The sequence below is a fragment of the Arthrobacter sp. TmtSoilC51 genome, from assembly GCF_055388015.1.
On record NZ_AP035877.1, the window covers coordinates 610,576 to 627,296 of the forward strand.

Consider the following 16,721-nt stretch of genomic DNA (forward strand, 5'->3'; position numbering starts at 1 on the left):
AAACCCCACCGAACAGCCAGGAGAACCATGGATCAGCAAACCAGCCTGCGCCCTGGGCGCTTCACCCCTGTTCCGGCCGGCATCGTCGGCACCGCCGCCGCGGGCAGCGCCACAGCGCACCTGGTGGCTGCCGCAACCGGACCGGCGGGAATGATGGCCTGGTGGATGGCAGCTATGGGGATTGCCTGCCTTGCGTGTGCAATGCCGCTGGTGCGTGGCCGGTTTTGCGACAGGAACGTGGGTAATGGCGGGAGCGCAAGGAATGACGCACTCAGGGCCGCAGGGCACCTCGTGGCCATGAGTGCGGTCATGGTCCTCACGCATCTGGTCCTGCTGGTGGTGCCAGGCGCGCGCGGCCATCACGGCGGGGCGGACGGGGTGCACCCTTCCGCCCACGGCATCACCATGCTGGCCCTCATTGCCGTTGAACTGATCTGCCTCTTGGGCGCGTCCGCCGCCCTGCGCCTCGCACACCGCACTCCGCACCGCCGTCGAGCCCTGGCAACCTGACCTACCACTGAAACCCCATCCAAGGAGCCTCTGTGAACACCACTTCCACCATGATTTCCACTGACTGGCAGCGCCGCGCGGATGCCTTGGCCGTTGACGGCCGGGCGTTTCTGGACGGCCGTCGCGTCACCGCGATCGGCCAGCAGTTCCGTCCCACCACCAGTCCCATAGACGGCCGTGTCCTGGGTGACCTTGCTGCGTGCGGTGCCGACGACGTCGACGTTGCGGTGGCGGCAGCGCGACGTGCGTTCCCGTCGTGGTCCCGTTTGGGAGCTGAAAAGCGGAAGGGCTTGCTGCTGGCCCTCGCCGCGCTGATGGAGCAGCATGCCGAGGAGTTGGCACTCCTGGAAACCCTGGACAGCGGAAAGCCCATCCTGCAGACCACCACGGTGGATGTTCCGGGGGCCATCTCCACGCTGCGCTGGTACGCGGAGGCCGTGGACAAGCTGAGCGGGGAACTGCCTGCAGTCCCTCCGGGAGCCGCGGCATTGGTCACGCGCGAACCCCTGGGGGTGGTGGCCGCCATTGTGCCGTGGAACTTCCCGCTGGAGATCGCCGTGTGGAAGCTGGCCCCCGCGCTCGCCTCCGGCAACACGGTGGTGTTGAAACCCGCAGAGCAGACGTCCCTGAGTGTCCTTCGGCTGGCTGAATTGGCCGCCGGTGCCGGACTTCCTGATGGTGTCCTGAATGTCATCACCGGCACAGGCCGGGAAGTGGGTGCTGCCCTGGCGCACCATATGGACGTCGACGCCTTGGCCTTCACGGGATCCACAGCCGTCTCCCGCACCCTGTTGGAAGCCTCGGGCCGCAGCAACCTCAAGCGGCTGAGCCTCGAGGCCGGGGGCAAGAGCTCCAACATTATCTTCGCCGATACGGCCGATCTCGCTGCGGCTGCGGCGAAGGCGGCGTTCGGCGCCTTCTACAACCAAGGCCAGGTGTGTTCGGCCAACTCCCGCATACTGGTGCAACGGGACATCCACGACGAGTTCGCGGGCCTGCTTGCGGGGGCGGCTGCCGGATATCGACCCGCAGACCCGCTGGCTGGCCTGGAGGGCAATGGCGCCCTGATCAGCAGCGCCCACGCGAACGACGTCGAAGGCTGGATCGTTCGCGGACGCACCGAAGGTGAGCTACTTTTCGGCGGTGAGCGGCACGTCATCCATGGCTCCGACGCTTACCTGGAACCGACGTTGTTGGGCGGGCTCGGACCAGATCACGAGGTCCACCGCGAGGAGATTTTCGGACCCGTGGCTGTGCTGCACGCCTTCGATTCGGAGGAGGAAGCGGTGCGGTTGGCCAATTCCACCGACTACGGATTGGCGGCGTCTGTTTGGACCTCGGACCTCTCGCGTGCGCATCGGGTGGCAGGAGGGTTGCTGGCCGGAACGGTGTCCGTGAACACGGTGGACGCGCTGGGCAACACTACGCCCTTTGGTGGCTTCAAGCAGTCAGGGTTTGGCCGGGATCTGTCCCTGCACGCCTTCGATAACTACACCGCGCCGAAGACCACATGGATCCAGTTCGGCTGATCTGCTTCATCTATAAATTCGATGATACGCATCACGATTCAATGGTTTACGTGATGCAATTCACAAGCCTACGCTGGGCCTGACAGCAGAACCGGCCAGACACCGAAGGGCTTTTGGGGAAACGCCCGCCAGAATCTGCCAGCATCCTTCCACCGTCTTAAGGACACCCTCCATGAAATCGATGCTCCGCTCCCGCCTCTTCGAGATAGAACAAGAATCCATCGCACCCATTCCGCCCGAAGCCCGGCACGGACGCTCCCGGGAACTTTTCACCATTTGGTTCGGAATGAACATGACCCCACTGACCGTGGTCACCGGCGCGACCGCCACTACGCTCCTTGGCCTGCCGATGATCAGCTCCATCATCGCGATCCTCATCGGCCACGCGCTCGGTGGAATCGGAATGGCACTGCACGCGGCCCAAGGGCCTCAGCTCGGAGTCCCTCAGATGCTGCAGGCCCGCGGCCAGTTCGGTTCACGGGGTGCAAGCTTGATAGTTGCCGTGGCGATCCTGATGTTCGTGGGCTACTTTTCCTCGAACTTGATCGTTTCGTCGGATTCGATCACCGCTCTCCTGCCGGAGGCCAACGGAACAGCAATGATCATCGGCTGCGCTGTCCTCAGCTTCGTCATCGCGGCGTTCGGCTACAACCTGGTGCGGAAAGTGACCGCCATGGGGGCCTACGTGGTTGGCGCCCTGGTGGTGGTTTCCTTCGCAGCCCTGCTTGCCAGCGGGGACTTCTGGGCCCAACTGAACCACGGCGAATTCACGTGGACCGGTTTCCTCGCCATGCTGGCCATCGGCATCGTGTGGCAGCTGACCTACGCTCCCTACGTCTCGGACTACTCCCGGTACATGCCGGCCAAGTCCGGAACCAAGGGAGCCTTCTGGGGTACCTATCTGGGCTGTGTCCTGTCCAGCGCGCTGCTGATGGTCCTGGGCTCTGGTGTTGGAATTGCCGTAGCCGGCGTGGACACGATGACCGGGCTTCACGGCATGCTCGGGCCTGGACTCGGTGCCGCCGTTTTGGTGGGCTTCGCGCTCGTAGCTGCCGCCGGAAACTCCGTGAACGCATATTGCAGTGCTCTGTGTGCCCTGACACTGGTGGAAACGTTCTTCAGCGGATGGCGCCCCGGTGCGAAAGCCCGGCTCGTGACGTCAATGGTGCTGCACGTCCTCGGCGTGACCTTGGCCCTGGCCGCGGCAACCAGCTTCGCATCCTCCTACTTCAGCTTCCTCAGCGTGCTGCTCTACGTGCTCATCCCGTGGTCCGCGGTGAACCTGGTGGACTACTACGTCATCCGGCACGGCTCGTACGCCGTGGACGAGTTCTACGCTGCCGACGGTGGCCGCTATGGGCGCTGGAATGCCGGTTCCCTGGTCGTCTTCGCCATTGGCGTCCTCGCGCAGATCCCCTTCATGGCAACTTCCTTCTATACAGGAGCGGCGGCTGAAGCCATGGGCGGGATCGACATCGCCTGGCTGGTTGGCCTCGGCGTCAGCGCGCTGGCGTATATCGTGATCGCCCGCACCGCCCCGGCGTTGGTGCGCCTGGGTGCTGACCACGGCACCATTGAAGCCCAGCTCCTTGGAAAGTAGAGAAATGACGCACGCAGCCTGGATTTTCAGCGGTGGCCCGGTCCACACCATGGACCCCGCCAACCCGCGCACCGACGCCGTTGCGGTAGCCAACGGGAAGATCGTGGCCCTCGGCGCCGATGCCGCGCACTGGCGCGGACCGGCAACCGAGCTCGTCATCCTTGAAGGCAAAGCGCTGCTTCCGGGCTTTCAGGACGCTCACGTCCACCCGCTCGCGGGCGGACTGCAGATGCTCGGGTGCGATCTCTCAGGCGTCCATTCCGTTGCCGAATACCGGTCGCTGATCGCCCACCATGCCCAAGCCCACCCTGCCGCAGAGTGGATCCAGGGCGCGGGCTGGTACGGAGACGTTTTCGACGGCGGCTTCCCGCACCGCGCGCTGCTGGACGAATTGGTCCCTGACCGGCCTGTTTTCCTGATCAGCCATGACGGCCACGGCGCCTGGGTGAACTCCCGTGCCCTCGAGCTTGCCGGCATCACGGATGACACCCCCAACCCGGACGGCGGCATCATTGCACGCGATGGTTCGGGCAGTGCCACGGGCATGCTGATTGAACACGCGGCCGACCTCGTGTCCGCCCTGATTCCGGACCCGGACCAACAGCACGTCCGCCGGGCCCTCCTCACCGCCCAGGCGTATCTGCACTCACTGGGCGTCACCGCCTGGCAGGACGCCGCCGTCGGAAATGCCCTGGGCATGCCCGATTCTTACGAGCACTACCTGGCCTTGGAATCGGAAGGTCTACTCACCGCCACGGTAACCGGGGCGCTCTGGTGGCAACGGGACCGTGGGCTGGAGCAGCTCCATTTGTTCAAGGAACGCCGGGCCAAAGCACAGGGACGCTTCCGAGCCACGGCCGTGAAGATCATGGTGGACGGCGTGTGCGAAAACCTCACGGCGGCCCTGACCCGACCTTACAAAGGACATCCCCATGAAGTGGGCATGAGCCTGATCGAACCGGAGGAGCTGGCCCGCATCACGCGCGCCGTGGACACGGAGGGCTTCGACCTGCACCTGCACGCAGTGGGCGACCAAGCGGTGCGGGACTGCGTCAACGCACTCGAGCTGCCCCGCCGCGAAGGGTGGGACCCCCGCCACCAGATCGCGCACCTGGACCTCGTGGACCCCGCAGACGTCGCCCGCTTCGCCGCCACAGGGGCCATCGCGAACATCCAACCGCTATGGGCCCGGCAGGATCCGGTGCTCGTCGAAACCAAGCTTCCCTACCTCGACGAAGCCCACCAAAAGGTGCACTTTGCCTTTGAGACGTTGCGCCGCGCCGGCGTCGAACTGGCGATCGGCAGTGACTGGCCCGTGTCCAGTCCGGACCCGCTGTGGGGCATCCATACAGCGGTGAACCGCACGGCTCCGTCGGCAGACCCCCATGCCCGCGACCGCCGCTCACAAACCGAACCGCTGTTGCCCGCCGAAGCCATTACTCTCGGCGCTGCGCTCGCGGCCCACACCACCGGAGCCGCGCGCGCCAATCGACTCGACGCAGAACGTGGAGCCATTCGGGTGGGCATGACCGCTGACCTGGTGGTCCTCGACGCCGATCCTCTTGCCGCCGAAGCCACGGCACTGGGCGAAATCGGCGTCGAACACACCTTCGCTGGAGGCCAGCATGTCTACAGCCGCGTCCGCAACGGCGCTCTTCCCACCCTTCTTGCGCAGTAGCAAACTTAAGCAGCAGCAAAGGACCGATCATGGATCAGCCAGTATCCTCAATGCACTTGGGCCAAACTCAATTAGCCCAAGAGCAAAGCAACCATCTGCAGAAATCCCTGGGCCGCTTCGACATCCTTTTGTTGGTTGTCGCGGCCGTCATCTCCGTTGAGGTCCTGGGGCAGGTCTCAGGCTTCGGCGGAGAAACCTTCACCTGGACCCTCATCCTAGCCATCACGTTCATGGTCCCCTACGGCCTGATCTTCGCCGAGACGGGCGGTGCCTTCACCGAAGAAGGCGGCGTTTACGTCTGGACCAAGATGGCCTATGGCCGCGTGGTTGCAGCCATCACGTCACTGTTCACCTGGGTGACGCAGCCGGTCTGGGTGGGAGGCGCCATGGCCTTCGTGGCCGTCGAAACGTGGTCCGAGTATGTGGGCCACGTGGAGGCCGGCAGCGTCAGCGACTACATTTTCAAGCTCGCCTTCATCTGGATCACGGTGACCTCGGCCATCGTCAGCCTGAAGCACGGCAAGTGGCTGCCCTCATTGGGTGCCATCCTGAAGGTGGCTTTCCTGACCTTCTTCATTATCGTCACCCTGATCTACGGGCTGCAGCACGGCTTCAACGGCCTGGACCTGGGCTTCTTCTCACCCACGCTTGCAGGCTTCCTCGGTGTCACGCCGCTGCTGCTGTTCTCTTTCCTTGGTTTTGAATCCGGCAATAGCGCCGCCGGTGAGATGAAGAACCCGGCCAAGGACGTTCCCATCTCGGTGGCCCGTTCATCGATGATCGCTGCAGCGAGCTACCTGCTCCCGATCCTTGCCATCCTGCTGGTGGTGCCGCTGGACCAGATCACGGGCATCGGCGGGCTCTTTGGCGCCGTGTCCACGGTCTACGCAGTCTTTGGTCCGGCTGCCGAGGTCATGTTGTCCATTTCCGCGATCGTTTTCTGCTTCATCCTGGTCTCCCAGGGTGCCGCATGGATGATCATCAGCGACCGCATGCAGGCCATGGCCGCGGCAGATGGATCCTTCTTCGGCGGATTCTTTGGCCGCTTCCATCCCAAGCTGGGCACGCCGATCCGCGTCAACACGCTCTCCGGAGTGGTGGCGACACTGTTCATGCTCGCGGCCATGCAGCTCAGCGGCACCAGCAGCGCGCTGTTTGGAGTGGTCCTCTCCATCGCCATCTCGACGTTCCTGCTCAGCTATCTGTTGGCCATCCCGGCGGCGGTGAAGCTCCGTAGCAAGTACCCCTATGTTGACCGGCCCTTCAAGGTTCCGGTCTCCGACACCGGCTTCCGCATCCTCGGTTACATCTGCTTCGTGTGGATCCTGGTCGGCTCGTGGGTGGCCATCTTCCCGGGAACCCTGGACGTGCTATTTGGCCTGGAGTACGACTTCGAGGGAACGTGGGGCGTCTCCCAAGTCACGTTCGAGGCCTTCGCCCTTGGCACTCTCGGTTGCATCCTGGCGCTGGGACTGGTGGGCTATGCCCGCGGCAAGAAGGTCAGGGACGCGGTGGCGCCTGTCAGCGAGACCGCGGAGTTGGTCAGCGACTAGCCCCGCATTACGCACGACGGCGGCGGGTCGCCTCAGGTGACCCGCCGCCGTCGTAAGTCAGCGGGCCTCGAGGTCCTCGAGCGTCTTTCCCCTGGTGTCGGAGGACAGGAGGGTCGCCAGCGCCGAGACAAGGCAGATGCCCAGCGTGGTCAGGCCGATGACCACGGGGATGTTCTCTGATCCGGGGGGAGCCATTGCCGTGAACAAGCTCGGGAAGAACGATGCGATCATGAGGCCGATGTTCTGTGAGACTGCGAAACCTGTGACCCGCATCCGCATGGGGAACTGCTCCTGGAAGAACGTAGCGAAGGTGGAGTTCCACATTTGGAAGAGGATGCCTTGCACGATCACAACGCAGAGGAAGACCAGTGGCAAGCTGCCTTGTTCGATCGCCCAGAGGTAGCCCATGGTCAGCAAGCCGCCGGCAATACCGCCTGCAACCATGAGGGTTCGCCGGCCAATCCGGTCTGACAGTGCCCCGAAAACCGGAATGGTCACCACTGCGGCGACGTTTGCTGCCATGGTCACCCAGAGGAACTCGCTGCTTGAGAAGCCATTGCCATAGCTCTTTTGGGTCGCGAACGATACGCCGAAGATCAGGGTGGCCATGCCGATGACGTTCGTGAACGTCATTGCAACGCAGCGGACCAGGACCCACGGGTGGGTGCGCAGGAGGTCTGCGAGCGGGAACCTGCGTTTCGTGCTGGCCTCTTCCGATTGAGCCAGGTATGCCGGAGGCTCCTGCACGCGGCGGCGAATGATGTATCCGGCCAAAATCACGAGGGCGCTGAGCAGGAACGGGAGCCGCCAACCCCAGGAGTGAAACTGATCATCCGGCAGGAGGGCGGCGAGCGGAATGAGGACAGCCGTGGCGAGGATGGAACCGACCTGCGTGCCTTGAAGGCTGAAGCTAGCGAAGAAGCCGCGCCTGGAATCGGGGGAGTGCTCCACGATCATCGCGCTGGCACCGCCGAGCTCGCCCGCAACGGCGAACCCTTGGATCAACCGGAGGATCACCAGGAGGACGGGAGCGAGAAGCCCCACTTGCCCGTACGTTGGCAGGAGCCCCACGGCGAAGGTAGCGAACCCCATGAGCAGCATCGCGAAGACGAGGACCTTTTTGCGGCCATGCCGGTCACCGTAAGCCCCCAGAACCACTGCGCCAAGAGGGCGGGAGACGTATCCCACGGCATAGGTGGCCAAAGATGCGATGATACCGACCGTCGGATTCTCGGTGGGGAAGAAGATGGTGGGGAAAAGCAACGTCGCAGCCAGAGAATACAGCGCGAAGTCGTAGTACTCCAGCGCGCTTCCGATCCAGCCGCTCATTGCGGCTTTCTTCGGATCCTTCCGGCCGATGGTCTCGTCCTGGGTGGAGTGGGTATCCCTCCGGTGCGTGACGGTCATTCGCTGAACTCCTGTGGCGTCGTTGGCAAGGAACAAAAACTCTTCCAATCCAGGACTGAACAATGCGGTGCTCATTCAGCATGAGGAAGGTTACATGTGGATCGATTCCCTCTTGAATCGATTCATTAATCATACGATGTGACCTGCGATACGTCAAAGGTCGCTGTGGAGGGATAGTCGGGCAGCCCGGAGAAACGCACGACGGCGGCAGGTCGCCACGGTGCCCGACGAACCGTTAGTTCATCGGAACCGAAGGCGACCAGCCGCCGTCGCGATTTGGCCGTTTGTTCAGGAAGTCAGGCCATCAGGAGAAAGACCTTGGTTACGGCGCAACGGGAAGGCTGGCGCTGAGGGACATGCCCAGCCGTGCCTGCAGTTCCGAAAGGGTGGGTGGGTTGGCGCCGGAGCGGCTGACCGTGATTGCTGCGGCCATTGATGCGGTTTTTCCGATGGTTCCCAATGTTTCCGGGGCAAATCCTTCTTCGCCCTCTGCCAAAAGGCCGAAGATGAGGGCGGCCATATAGGAGTCGCCGGCGCCGATGGTGTCAGCAACCTCGGTTTTCACGGAGGGGATGCTTAGCTTCGCGCTTTGCGTGGCGAGGAGGGCGCCGTCTGCGCCCATGGTGATGACCGCCAGCCGCGCCCCCCGCGCAAGCAGGTGGGACGTGACCTCGTCCGGAGACGCCGTCGGGTAGAGCCAGTGGGCATCTTCGTCGCTGAGTTTGACGACGTCGGTGAGCGGGAGCAGGTCCTCGAAGATGCTCTTTGCTTGGGCATGGCTGCCAAGGAGGGCGGGGCGGATGTTGGGGTCGTAGGTGACCAGGCATGACTTGTGGCTTTGCTCGAGAAGGGAGCGGACGGTGGAGGCTCCCGGGGCGAGGAATGTGGCGATGGATCCGGTGTGCAGGACTTTCGGGATCATGGCCGGCGCTACCGGTGCAAGTTCCCAGGCGATGTCGAACTCGTAGTTGGCCGAGCCGTCTGCGGCCAGGGTGGCAGTTGCGGTGGCGGTGCGTTCGAGGGATGTTGATCCCGGTAGAAGCCGGACGCCTGCGCTCTGGAGGTGGTTGGTGATGGCGGTGCCGTGGTCGTCTTCGCCGATTGCTGTGAGCAGCCCCGTGGATACGCCGAGCCGGCCAAGGCCATAGGCCACGTTCGCGGGGGATCCTCCTGGGTAGCTGATGGTTCCTTCGGGGGTGTTAACGATGTCGATCAGGGCTTCGCCGATAACAACAACATCCAGCTGGTCGTGGGCGGAGGTGCCGGGGGGAGGCTTGTGCATCTCGGTTCTTTCGTCGGTACCGGCTTGAGGGCCGGGTGTGGATCCGTCCGCGGACCTGTGGGCAGGTCCGCGGACGGAGAAGGGGGTTCCGTTTGGCACGGATTGTGGGGCGCGGCCGTCAGGCTTTGGCCGCACCTGTCATGATGGCGACGGCGTCGGTCATGGTGTGGGATTGCGGGGTGATGGTGGCCGCGCATTTGCCCAGGCGCTGGATGTGGATGCGGTCTGCGACGTCGAACACGTGGGGCATGTTGTGGCTGATCAGGATGACAGGCAGGCCGCGATCACGAAGGTCCCGGACCAGCTGCAGCACCTGGTTCGATTCACGAACGCCCAGTGCAGCTGTCGGTTCGTCAAGGACAACCACCTTGGATCCGAATGCCGCGGCGCGGGCGACGGCGACGGCTTGGCGCTGGCCGCCGGAAAGGTTCTCCACCGGTACGGTGACGTCCTGAAGGGTGGAGATGCCCAGCCGGGTCAGCTCTTCCTTGGCCTTCTTGCGCATGCCTTTGGTGTCGAGGATCCGGAACAGGCTCCCCAGGGGCCCGGGGAGACGCTCTTCACGGCCGAGGAACAGGTTGGACGCGACATCGAGGGCCGGCGAGACGGCCAGGTTTTGGTAAACCGTTTCGATGCCGTGGACCCGGGCGTCCTGTGGCCGTTTGAAGTGCACCTGCTGGCCGGAGACGTAGAGTTCTCCTGTGTCGGGAACTTCGGCGCCGGTGAGGCATTTGATGAGCGTGGACTTACCGGCACCGTTATCGCCGATGATGGCCAGGACTTCGCCGGGGTAGAGGTCAAGGTTGACGCCGTCGAGGCCAACCACCCGGCCGAAGGTCTTCACGAGGTTCCTGGCTTTAAGGATGGGCTCGCGGGTCTCTGTCTGTGAGGCTGCAAATTCAGTCATGGTCATGACTTGACCTTTCGGATCCACTGATCGACGGACACGGCAATGATGATCAGGATGCCCACCGCGAGGGTCTGGTAGAGGACATCCAGGCCGGCCAGGGAGAGTCCGTTGCGGAAGACACCGACGATCAGCGCTCCGAGCAAGGAACCCCAGATGGAGCCGCGGCCACCGAAGAGGCTGGTTCCGCCGATCACGACGGCGGTGATGGAGTCCAGGTTCAGGTCGACGCCGGCGTTGGGGCTTGCGGCGTTGGTACGGCCGATCTGGATCCATGCGCCAACGGCAAGGACTGCACCGGCGGCAAGGTAGACACTCATCAGGACGCGGTTGACGGGAATGCCGGCCAGGCGGGCCGCTTCCTTGTCATCGCCCACGGCGTAGACGTGCCGTCCCCAGGCGGTCTTGCCGAGGATGAAGGCGACGGCGATGTAGAGCAGGAGCATCATCACGACGCCGGTGGAGATGCGGACCGGGCCGATCGGGAAGGTGCTTCCCAGCCAGGTGAGCACACCGGGCATGGCGGACCCGCGGACGGTGCTGCCGCCGGAGTAGAGCAGGGTCAGGGCGATGAAGATGTTCAGGGTTCCAAGCGTGACGATGAACGGCGGGAGCCGGAAACGTGTCACGAGGAAACCGTTCAGTGCACCTGACGCAAGTCCCACGATCAAACCGGCGATGAGCGCCAGCGGGCCGGGGACACCACTGCCGACAGCCATCTGCGCGATCACCATCGAGGACAGGATCATGACTGCGCCGACGGAGAGGTCGATGCCGGCGGTCAGGATGATGAGTGTTTGGGCAATGGCCAGGGTTCCGACGACGGCGACCTGCTGGGTGATCAGGGAGAGGTTCTCCACCCGCAGGAAGCGGTCGTTGAGGAGTCCGAAGACCACCACCGCGATCAGCAGGACAATGGCCGGGCTGAGGGCGGGGTAGCGGTGGAGAACGTTGCGGATTCTGCTGAGGGGTGTTTGGCGGTCGAGGAATTCCTCGGCCAGGTCAGCGTGCCCGGCGCTCGGGGGGCCGGCGGTTTGTTGCTGGGTCACTTTAGGTTGCTCCTGAACTTACTTGCCCCAGCAGATCTGGGACGCCTCAGTAGTGGTGATGCTCTTCACGCCGTCGACGGGCTTGTCCGTGACGAGCTCGACACCGGTGTTGAAGAAGTCCAGGCCCTCGGAGTTGGCAGGCTTCTTGCCGGTCTTTGCGAGGTCAACGATGGCCTTGACTCCAAGCTCGGCCATCTTCACCGGGTACTGCTGTGCCGTGGCGCCGATCACGCCGGACTTGACGTTGTTCACGCCTGAGCAGCCGCCATCAACGGAGACGATCAGGGCGTCTTTTTCCTTGCCTGCGGATTTCAGTGCTTCGAAGGCACCGGCAGCGGCAGGCTCGTTGATCGTGTAGACGACGTTGATGTTGGGGTTCTTGGCCAGCAGGGTTTCCATGGCGGTACGTCCGCCGTCTTCGGCGCCTTGGGAAGCCTGGCTGCCGACGATTTCGTACTCGCCGCCCTTGCCGCCGGTGTACTTGCCCGTCTTGGCTTCGTCGCCGTTCTTCTTCTTATCGGCAGTGTCGATGCCCAGTCCAGTCAGGAAGCCCTGGTCACGGTTATAGTCAACGGACACAACCTTGTCATCGAAGAGGTCCACAAGTGCGATCACAGCCTTCTTGCCCGCCAGCTGCTGGGCGGTCCACTTGCCGATCAGCTCACCGGCGGCAAAGTTGTCCGTGGCAAACGTGATGTCAGCGGCATCGGCGGGGTCCGGCGGGGTATCCAGGGCGATCACGAACAAGCCGGCGTCCTTGGCCTTCTTCAAGGCATCCACTACCGACGGGCCGTTGGGCGTGATGAGAATTCCCTTGTCGCCCTTGGAGATCGCGTTTTCAATGGCCTGGATCTGGGTGTCTTCGTCGCCGTCGGCCTTGCCTGCGGCAAGCTTGAGATCAACGCCGTCCGCCGCGGCAGCCTTCTTGGCGCCATCCTGCATCGACACAAAGAACGGGTTGGACGTGGTCTTCACGATCAGCGAAACGCCGATCTTTTCATTGGTGTTTCCGCTGGACGAGGGCGTGGAACCGCCGCCGCATGCTGTGAGGCTTAGTGCGCCCAGGGTCAGGACTGCACCAGCGGCAAGAAGGCGGGTCTTGGCCGATTTGGAACTCAACATTGAAACTCCTGTTTTTTGTGGCTGCTCATGGCGAGTGATTCCCCCATGACAACGTTGTCAGGTAACATGTAACCAATCTCACACGGTGCAGTCAAGTGTTAATTGAAGTTGAGGAGTAGTTCGTTGACAACGATGTCTAATCGTTACCAACCCGATTCTGTGCGCAAGCCCCCCACCATGAAAAATGTCGCAGACCTTGCCGGGGTGGGCATCAAGACGGTCTCAAGAGTGGTGAACGACGAACCCGGCGTTTCGGAGGAAACACGGCAAAAGGTCCTCCGGGCAACGGACCAGCTGCAGTACCACCTGGACATCACAGCCGGGAGCCTGAAACGCTTCGGCCGCAAGACCCAATCCATCGGATTGTTGCTTCCGAGTGTGTCCAACCCCTTCAGCGGCGAGATCCACCGCGCGATGGAAGACGCTTTGGCTGTGCGGGGAATCGCCGTGTTCGCTTCAAGCCTGGATGACGATCCGGACCGCGAAAGGAAGCTGATCTCGGCTTTCCTGGGGCGCCGGGTTGATGGACTTGTGCTGACCACCATCGCCAAGAGCCAGGCGTACATGATCCCGGAACACTCACGGGACATGCCCTTGGTGTTCATCGACCGCGAGCCCGTGGGGATCGAGGCAGATGCGGTAGTCACGGACAACGAGGTGGGCGCCGCGGCGGCAGCCGCGCATCTCATCAAGCATGGCCACACCAAACTGGCCTACCTTGGGGACCGGACCGATATCCAGACTGCCGTGAAACGGCGCACAGGTTTCCTGGACGAGATCGGCAGGTCCGGCATCGCGACCTCCACGGTTGCGGTCCGCGAGAATCTCCACGACGAGGAAACTGCCCTCCGGGCTGCACACGAACTGCTCACTTCGGAGAACCCACCGACGGCGATATTCTCCAGTCAGAACCTGGTGACATTCGGTGCCATGCGGGCACTGAAATCCCTCGGGTTGCACCATAAAGTTGCCTTGGTCGGATTTGACGACTTCACCCTGGCCGACATGATGGAGCCCGGAGTCACCGTGATTGCCCAGCACCCTGAACGCATCGGAAAGCTCGCTGCCGAGAGGATCCTTGCAAGGATCGACGGTGACAACCGCGCACCGCAAACCTATATCGTCCCAACAGAACTCATCCCCAGGGGCTCCGGCGAGATACCGCCCCCGAACTAACCAAAAGCAATCCCACTCAACCGACCAAAGGACCGGACATGACCAAAACCTTGTACGCAGAATTCACCGTCAAGGAAGGCAGCGAAACCAGAGTCGCTGAAATGATGGCAGAACTCACCGGACACGTCCGCAACGAACCCGGCAACGTCACCTTCCTGCCCTACACCCGCGAAACCAATCCACGGGAATATTTCGTGTTCGAGGTCTACCGCGACGAGGAAGCCTTCCAGGAACACATCAGCGCGGAATACGGCCAAAAGTTCAACGCCGAACTTGCCCAACACATCGAAGGCGACGGATCCGTCCTCACCTGGCTCACGCCCGCATCGTAGCCTTACGCCAGGCCGTGCCAGACTGGACGCATGTTTCCCCGTCCTGAGAAGCCGCGCATTGTGTCCAAGAGCGACGACCAGCCCCCGACGCCGGGAAGCGGCCCGACGCCCGGAAGCGACCCGACGCAGGGAAGCGACCCGACGCCGGGAAGCGACCCGACGCCCGGAAGCGACAAGGGCCGTCATCTCGCCGTCAGGCTCGACGACGCGTGGCTGAGGTTCCAGACTCGCCTCGCCATCCGCCGGGGTCGGGTGGAAACGGTCATCCCGTACACCGGCTACGGCACTACTTCCTGGGTCCGGGTGCTGGCGCGCGTTGTCCGCAGCGACCCGCGGGACGCCGCAGGTCATGCCAATCCCTTGCAGGAGAGCATGCGCGGCTGGCGGAACTTCATCAGCGCGCCCGTCGCGCATGCAACCGTGCAGGTAACCATTGCAGGCACCGTCCATGACGTCGAAGCCGATCGTGGAGGCGTCGTCGATGTGCGCATTGAGGCAGCTCTGAACCCTGGCTGGCACACGATCACCCTGCAATCCGGGAGTTCCAGGGTCCTTGAGGCTCCGGTGGAAATCGTGGCTGATGACGCGGACTTCGGGGTGGTCTCCGATATCGATGACACCGTGATGGTGACCGCCTTGCCCCGCCCCTTCCTGGCGGCCTGGAACACCTTCGTGCTCAATGAGCACGCACGCACACCGACGCCAGGCATGGCCGTCCTGTACGAGCGGATTGCCAGGACGGCACCAACGGCGCCCGTGGTGTACCTGTCCACCGGGGCCTGGAACGTAGCGCCCACGTTGTCACGGTTCCTGTCCCGTAATCTGTACCCTGCAGGGCCGAAGCTCTTGACTGACTGGGGACCGACACCGGACCGCTGGTTCCGCAGCGGCCAGGAGCACAAGCGCACTTCCCTGGAGCGCTTGGCTGAAGAATTCCCCGGCATCAAATGGCTGCTTGTAGGCGACGACGGACAGCACGACGAAGCCATCTACTCCGAGTTCGCACATCGCCACCCGCAGAACGTCAGGGCGATCGCCATCCGGCAGCTCTCAGTGGGTGAAGCGGTGCTCGCCGGCGGTAGGTCGAAGACCGGGGGACAGCCAACGCCGGGAATCCCTTGGATCTATGCTCCGGACGGTGCCGGGATGTCGGCACAGCTTGAGGAACTGGGCATCATCCAGAGCACCGTGCGCTCCGCCGACGAGCCGGAGCAAGGCGACTGAAGTGCGGGGCGAAGGATGGCGTCGGGGGCCGGTTGGTCCGGCCATTAGTGTCAGGACTGACCGCTGAAAGTCAGTGTTATCAGCACGATGTTCAGGCCAACGATCAACGTGGCACTCGTCCATCCGGCGATTTTAAGGGGCTTGGAATCGGTGTGGATGCCCATGACATCGCGCTTGCCCGTCAGCCGGATCAGCGGGATTAGTGCGAACGGGATACCGAAGCTGAGCAGCACCTGGCTCAGCACCAACGCCAGCGTTGGTTCGATGCCGGCACCCAGAATGATCAAGGCTGGGATCAGCGTGATCACCCGGCGGGTGAGTAGGGGGATACGGACCTTCAGCAGACCACCCATGATGGTGGCGCCGGCGTAGCAACCTACCGACGTTGACGCCAGTCCCGAGGCCAGCAGCCCGATCGCGAAGATGACGCCGACGGCGGGACCGAGGGCGGATGTGACTGCGGCATGGGCGCCGGCGATCGTGTCGGTCCCCTCGATGCCGCGAAGGCTGGAGGCGGCCAGCAGCAGCATGGAAATGTTCACCACGCCGGCCAGCAGCAAGGCACCGATGACGTCCACGCGGGTGGCCCGGATGAGGCGGGTTCGCACGGATGGGTCCTCCGAGAATCCATGCCGGTCCCTGGCCAGGGCGGAGTGCAGGTAGATCGCGTGGGGCATCACTGTGGCGCCGAGCATGCTCGCCGCCAGCAGGACAGTGTCGGTGCCCTCAAAGCGGGGCAGTAGCCCGCCCACAGCGGCCCCGCCGTCGGGTGGGTTGACGAACAATCCCGACATGAAGCCGACTGCGATGATCCCCAGCAACACCAAAATCGCGTACTCGAAGGACCGCTGACCACGGTGGGACTGCAGGGCCAGAAGCACCATGGACGCGAGGCCGATAATCACACCACCGGCCAGCAGGGGGAGTCCAAAAAGCAGGTTCAAGGCAACGGCGCCGCCGATTACCTCGGCCATGTCCGTGGCCCCGGCGACGATCTCGGCCTGCGCCCAGTACAGGCGGCGACGTTTCGTCCCCAACCGTTTGCCCAGGATCTCTGGAAGGCTCAAGCCCGTGGCGAGGCCCAGCTTGGCTGACTGGTACTGGACAAGGACTGCCATCGCGTTGGCCACAACGAGGACCCACACCAGCAGGTATCCGTAGTTGGCGCCTGCGGTCAGGTTCGCGGCAACGTTCCCCGGGTCCACGTACGCGATGGCAGCCACGAAAGCCGGTCCGAGCAGCAGTAGCCGAGACCAGACCCTGCCTGGTGCGGGTCGTAGTTGGAGCGTGGGTACGGCCATCACTGTTCCTCGTCCTCGGGGTGTCTTGATACGAGGATAACCGAAAGTTAG

The 16,721-nt window shown here is 63.3% G+C and carries 14 protein-coding genes; 8 read left to right on the forward strand and 6 right to left on the reverse strand.

Features of this window, described 5'->3' with window-relative positions; genetic code table 11:
- Positions 1-27: 27 nt before the first annotated feature.
- The 5 genes from ACZ5G6_RS02970 (at position 28) to ACZ5G6_RS02990 (ending at position 6,870) form a co-directional block, all read left to right on the forward strand.
- Positions 28-510, forward strand: coding sequence for a hypothetical protein (locus ACZ5G6_RS02970; RefSeq protein ID WP_498689288.1), 483 nt, complete (start codon positions 28-30; stop codon positions 508-510).
- A gap of 32 nt (positions 511-542) precedes the next feature.
- Entirely contained in the window at positions 543-2,039 is a 1,497-nt protein-coding gene (locus ACZ5G6_RS02975; protein WP_498689290.1) for an aldehyde dehydrogenase family protein, read from the forward strand.
- A gap of 172 nt (positions 2,040-2,211) precedes the next feature.
- Complete coding sequence (locus ACZ5G6_RS02980) at positions 2,212-3,639, forward strand: purine-cytosine permease family protein (RefSeq protein ID WP_498689293.1); 1,428 nt, start codon at positions 2,212-2,214, stop codon at positions 3,637-3,639.
- A gap of 4 nt (positions 3,640-3,643) precedes the next feature.
- The gene (locus tag ACZ5G6_RS02985; protein WP_498689294.1) at positions 3,644-5,317 is read left to right on the forward strand and encodes an amidohydrolase; all 1,674 of its coding nucleotides are present in this window, start codon (positions 3,644-3,646) and stop codon (positions 5,315-5,317) included.
- Between the two features lie 29 nt (positions 5,318-5,346).
- A complete protein-coding gene (locus ACZ5G6_RS02990; RefSeq protein ID WP_498689296.1) occupies positions 5,347-6,870 on the forward strand; it encodes an APC family permease in 1,524 nt (507 codons plus the stop codon).
- A 57-nt stretch (positions 6,871-6,927) separates the two neighbouring features.
- Here ACZ5G6_RS02990 and ACZ5G6_RS02995 read toward each other — a convergent pair whose 3' ends face one another.
- From ACZ5G6_RS02995 to ACZ5G6_RS03015, 5 genes are all read right to left on the reverse strand, one after another.
- A complete protein-coding gene (locus tag ACZ5G6_RS02995) occupies positions 6,928-8,277 on the reverse strand; it encodes an MFS transporter (RefSeq protein WP_498689298.1) in 1,350 nt (449 codons plus the stop codon).
- 322 nt (positions 8,278-8,599) lie between these two features.
- Positions 8,600-9,559: a carbohydrate kinase family protein gene (locus ACZ5G6_RS03000; RefSeq protein ID WP_498689300.1), complete on the reverse strand. Its 960-nt coding sequence runs from the start codon at positions 9,557-9,559 to the stop codon at positions 8,600-8,602.
- 118 nt (positions 9,560-9,677) lie between these two features.
- Positions 9,678-10,472, reverse strand: a complete 795-nt coding sequence (locus ACZ5G6_RS03005) for an ATP-binding cassette domain-containing protein (RefSeq protein ID WP_223935674.1) — start codon at positions 10,470-10,472, stop codon at positions 9,678-9,680.
- On the reverse strand, positions 10,469-11,515 hold the full coding sequence (locus ACZ5G6_RS03010) for an ABC transporter permease (protein ID WP_223935675.1): 1,047 nt from the start codon (positions 11,513-11,515) through the stop codon (positions 10,469-10,471). Before ACZ5G6_RS03010 ends, ACZ5G6_RS03005 begins: the two co-directional genes overlap by 4 nt.
- 18 nt (positions 11,516-11,533) lie before the next feature.
- Positions 11,534-12,637 carry a substrate-binding domain-containing protein gene (locus ACZ5G6_RS03015; RefSeq protein WP_223935676.1) on the reverse strand — a complete coding sequence of 368 codons (1,104 nt, stop codon included), beginning with the start codon at positions 12,635-12,637 and terminating at the stop codon, positions 11,534-11,536.
- 177 nt (positions 12,638-12,814) lie between these two features.
- Between ACZ5G6_RS03015 and ACZ5G6_RS03020 the strand changes: the two genes are divergently transcribed.
- From ACZ5G6_RS03020 to ACZ5G6_RS03030, 3 genes are read left to right on the forward strand one after another with little or no spacing between them, the layout of a single operon-like run.
- Entirely contained in the window at positions 12,815-13,813 is a 999-nt protein-coding gene (locus ACZ5G6_RS03020; RefSeq protein ID WP_498689303.1) for a LacI family DNA-binding transcriptional regulator, read from the forward strand.
- A 38-nt stretch (positions 13,814-13,851) separates the two neighbouring features.
- Positions 13,852-14,145, forward strand: coding sequence for a putative quinol monooxygenase (locus ACZ5G6_RS03025; protein ID WP_223935678.1), 294 nt, complete (start codon positions 13,852-13,854; stop codon positions 14,143-14,145).
- A gap of 30 nt (positions 14,146-14,175) precedes the next feature.
- Complete coding sequence (locus ACZ5G6_RS03030; protein WP_498689305.1) at positions 14,176-15,369, forward strand: App1 family protein phosphatidate phosphatase; 1,194 nt, start codon at positions 14,176-14,178, stop codon at positions 15,367-15,369.
- Between the two features lie 50 nt (positions 15,370-15,419).
- Here ACZ5G6_RS03030 and ACZ5G6_RS03035 read toward each other — a convergent pair whose 3' ends face one another.
- Entirely contained in the window at positions 15,420-16,670 is a 1,251-nt protein-coding gene (locus ACZ5G6_RS03035; RefSeq protein ID WP_223935680.1) for an Nramp family divalent metal transporter, read from the reverse strand.
- Positions 16,671-16,721 lie beyond the last annotated feature (51 nt).

What these genes read in the sequence shown, in the direction of transcription:
- ACZ5G6_RS02970 (WP_498689288.1), top strand. Translation starts at nt 28, where the DNA reads ATGGATCAGCAAACCAGCCTGCGCCCTGGGCGCTTCACCCCTGTTCCG.
- ACZ5G6_RS02980 (WP_498689293.1), top strand. Translation starts at nt 2,212, where the DNA reads ATGAAATCGATGCTCCGCTCCCGCCTCTTCGAGATAGAACAAGAATCC.
- ACZ5G6_RS02985 (WP_498689294.1), top strand. Translation starts at nt 3,644, where the DNA reads ATGACGCACGCAGCCTGGATTTTCAGCGGTGGCCCGGTCCACACCATG.
- ACZ5G6_RS02990 (WP_498689296.1), top strand. Translation starts at nt 5,347, where the DNA reads ATGGATCAGCCAGTATCCTCAATGCACTTGGGCCAAACTCAATTAGCC.
- ACZ5G6_RS02995 (WP_498689298.1), bottom strand. Translation starts at nt 8,277, where the DNA reads ATGACCGTCACGCACCGGAGGGATACCCACTCCACCCAGGACGAGACC.
- ACZ5G6_RS03000 (WP_498689300.1), bottom strand. Translation starts at nt 9,559, where the DNA reads ATGCACAAGCCTCCCCCCGGCACCTCCGCCCACGACCAGCTGGATGTT.
- ACZ5G6_RS03005 (WP_223935674.1), bottom strand. Translation starts at nt 10,472, where the DNA reads ATGACCATGACTGAATTTGCAGCCTCACAGACAGAGACCCGCGAGCCC.
- ACZ5G6_RS03015 (WP_223935676.1), bottom strand. Translation starts at nt 12,637, where the DNA reads ATGTTGAGTTCCAAATCGGCCAAGACCCGCCTTCTTGCCGCTGGTGCA.
- ACZ5G6_RS03020 (WP_498689303.1), top strand. Translation starts at nt 12,815, where the DNA reads ATGAAAAATGTCGCAGACCTTGCCGGGGTGGGCATCAAGACGGTCTCA.
- ACZ5G6_RS03025 (WP_223935678.1), top strand. Translation starts at nt 13,852, where the DNA reads ATGACCAAAACCTTGTACGCAGAATTCACCGTCAAGGAAGGCAGCGAA.
- ACZ5G6_RS03030 (WP_498689305.1), top strand. Translation starts at nt 14,176, where the DNA reads ATGTTTCCCCGTCCTGAGAAGCCGCGCATTGTGTCCAAGAGCGACGAC.
- ACZ5G6_RS03035 (WP_223935680.1), bottom strand. Translation starts at nt 16,670, where the DNA reads ATGGCCGTACCCACGCTCCAACTACGACCCGCACCAGGCAGGGTCTGG.